The organism is Streptomyces sp. MB09-01 (assembly GCF_033794505.1).
Classification (GTDB): domain Bacteria; phylum Actinomycetota; class Actinomycetes; order Streptomycetales; family Streptomycetaceae; genus Streptomyces.
The window spans coordinates 1-2830 of record NZ_JARAYQ010000480.1; the positions used below are offsets into that span (position 1 = coordinate 1).

At 73.9% G+C, this 2830-nt stretch carries 3 protein-coding genes and 1 pseudogene; 3 read left to right on the plus strand and 1 reads right to left on the minus strand.

Going from position 1 to position 2830, the window contains the following annotated elements; all coding sequences use genetic code 11:
* A partial coding sequence (locus tag PV721_RS42575; protein WP_319734148.1) for a DUF5719 family protein occupies positions 1–1420 on the plus strand: 1420 nt, incomplete at its 5' end.
* A 55-nt stretch (positions 1421–1475) separates the two neighbouring features.
* Here the strand turns inward: PV721_RS42575 and PV721_RS42580 are convergent.
* A complete protein-coding gene (locus tag PV721_RS42580; RefSeq protein ID WP_416371295.1) occupies positions 1476–1952 on the minus strand; it encodes a metallopeptidase family protein in 477 nt (158 codons plus the stop codon).
* A 93-nt stretch (positions 1953–2045) separates the two neighbouring features.
* On the opposite strand from PV721_RS42580, the gene PV721_RS42585 reads away from it, so the two are divergent.
* Together PV721_RS42585 and manB are read left to right on the plus strand one after the other, a co-directional pair.
* A complete protein-coding gene (locus PV721_RS42585; protein ID WP_319734150.1) occupies positions 2046–2420 on the plus strand; it encodes a DUF3499 domain-containing protein in 375 nt (124 codons plus the stop codon).
* A gap of 77 nt (positions 2421–2497) precedes the next feature.
* Positions 2498–2830, plus strand: a pseudogene (gene manB, locus PV721_RS42590) (phosphomannomutase/phosphoglucomutase); the annotation flags it as partial.

The window sequence follows — 2830 nt, forward strand, 5'->3', positions numbered from 1 at the left end:
CACCAGCAGGGACCGCTCCACCGGCATCCGGGCCGCGGCCGACGGCAAGGCGGCGGCCGCGGCCCGGATGCCGGTGGAGCGGTCCCTGCTGGTGTGCCCGGGGCCCAGCTCCTCGGACATCGCGGAGACCACGTACACCGCCTTCACCCCCGGCGCCCCCGCCGGAGAGGGCAAGGGCTCGGCCCGGCTGCTCGGAGCCACCAAGGACGCCAAGCCGGTGCTGGAGCCCAAGGAACCGGGCAAGCCCGTCGGTGCCACCGCCAGCGGAGCCGACGCGCCCGCCCTCACCGGCAGTGCCGACGGGGTCCTCGCCCCCGGCTGGACGGCGCAGCTGACCACCAAGGTCTCGGTCGGCAGGGCCCGCGGCGTGCTCGGCGTGGGCTGCACCGCGCCCGGCACCGACTTCTGGTTCCCCGCGGTGAGCACCGCCAAGGGCCGCGAGGACTACGTCCACCTCACCAACCCCGACGACGCCGCGGCCATCGTCGACATCAAGCTCTTCGGCCCGGACGGTCTGGCCAAGCCCGAGGGCGGCGCCAGCGAGAACATCCGGGTCGACCCCAAGTCCACCAAGACGGTCCTGCTCTCCTCCCTCGTCCCGGGCGTCCAGCTCGCCGACGCCACCGCCCACGTGACGACCCGCGCGGGCCGGGTCGGCGCCTCGGTGCAGGTCGCCGAGGAGGGCGTGGGCGCCGATTGGCTGCCGGCCTCCGCCGACCCCGCGGGCTCGCTGGTGCTGCCGGGCATCCCGGCCGACGCCGCCTCCGTACGGCTCGTCGCCTTCGTGCCGGGCGAGGAGGACGCGGACCTGAAGGTGCGCCTGGCCGCACCGGGCGGCGCGATCAGCCCGGCGGGCAGCGAACAGCTGCACGTCAAGGCCGGTATGACGGCCGTCGTGGACCTCAAGGACGTGACCCGCGGCGAGGCCGGTTCGCTGCTGCTGGGCCCTGCCGACGCCAAGAAGGCCGCCCCGGTCGTCGCGGCGGTACGGGTGGTCCGCGGCAGCGGCGCCAAGCAGGAACTCGGCTTCGTCCCGGCCGCCGGGCCGGTCGGCACACGGGCGACCGTGGCCGACAACCGGCCCGACGAGAACGCGACCGTGCTGTCGCTGACCGCCCCGGGCGCGGACGCGAAGGTCAAGGTGACGGCCTCGCCGGGCACCGGCGGCGGCGAGCCGGCCTCCCAGGAGGTCACGGTCAAGGCGGGCACCACGCAGACGCTGTCCCTGGCCCCGGCCGGCGGCAAGGGCTCCTACGCGCTCACCGTCGAGACCCTCTCGGGCGGCCCGGTCCACGCGGCCCGCACCCTGTCCCTCCCGGACGAGGGCATCGCGATGTTCACCGTCCAGCCCCTGTCGGACGACCACTCCACGGTCGCCGTCCCCCGGGCCGCCCAGGACCTCTCGGTCCTGACCAGGTAACCCGGCCCCGCCGGGCCACGAGGCGGGGGACTCCCGGTCCCCCGCCCGCCTCCGGTCAGTCCTGCCCGTAGCGCGGATCCACGGTCTCGGGCGACAGCCCGAGCAGCTCCGCCACCTGCTCCACGACGATCTCGTGGACCAGCATCGCCTTCTCGTCCCGCGTCTTCGTGCGGATCTCCACCGGCCGGCGGAAGACCACGACCCGGGCCGGCCGCCCCTCGTGGGACTCCGACACCGCGCCCAGCGGCACCGCCTCGTCGTTCCAGCCGCCGTCCGCGCCACCCGGCGGACCCGGGACGTCACCGACCAGGAACTCCACCTCGGCCAGCTGCGGCCAGCGCCGCTCCAGCCGCTCCACGGAATCCCGTACGAGGTCCCCGAACAGCTCCGACCGGCTCGCCGACAACGGCACCTGAGGAGGGGCCACCGGCCCGCGCATCCCGCGTCCGTGCCGGTCCCGCCGGCGCGGACGCGGCTCGGTGGGGGCCCCTGCGGGGGGCTCGCCGGGGCAAGGAGGCAGAGGGGTGTCCATCACCCCCGCAGGGTAGCCCCGAGCACGACACGGGGGAGTGAGCGGCGGTGGAGTCGTCGCGGCCCGGTCAAGAGTGCGGTACCGTCCAACGTCGTGAGCCTTGTACGTCGCTGTTCGCGCACCGCGTGCGGCCGCCCTGCCGTCGCGACACTGACGTACGTCTACGCCGATTCGACCGCAGTTCTCGGCCCGCTCGCCACCTACGCCGAACCCCATTGCTACGACCTGTGTGCCGAGCACTCGGAGCGCCTGACCGCCCCGCGCGGCTGGGACGTCGTCCGCCTGTCCGACGGGTCCGGTCCGTCCCGCCCCAGCGGCGACGACCTCGAAGCCCTCGCCAACGCGGTCCGCGAAGCCGCCCGCCCGCCCGGCCGCGCCGCCGAGGCCGGCGGCTCCGGCCAGGGCCGCCCGGTCACCGGCGAGACCCGTCGTGGACACCTGCGCGTCCTGAGATCGCCCGATTCCTGACGCTCCGATCGGCTGAAATGGAGCTCCTGGTTCAAGGTAGGTTTGCTGAACCGCACAGAACCTCAGGAGGGCAGGCAGTGGCCGCAGATCTTTCGAACATCGTCAAGGCGTACGACGTGCGTGGTGTCGTGCCGGACGAGTGGGACGAGTCGTTGGCGGAGCTGTTCGGTGCCGCGTTCGTGGAGGTGACGGGGGCTTCGGCGATCGTGATCGGTCATGACATGCGGCCGTCGTCGCCGGGTCTGTCGGCGGCGTTCGCGCGGGGTGCGGCCGTGCGGGGTGTGGATGTGACGCTGATCGGTCTGTGTTCCACGGACCAGTTGTATTACGCGTCGGGTGCGCTGGGTCTGCCGGGTGCGATGTTCACGGCTTCGCACAATCCGGCGAAGTACAACGGGATCAAGCTGTGC

What these genes read in the sequence shown, in the direction of transcription:
- PV721_RS42580 (WP_416371295.1), bottom strand. Translation starts at nt 1,952, where the DNA reads ATGGACACCCCTCTGCCTCCTTGCCCCGGCGAGCCCCCCGCAGGGGCC.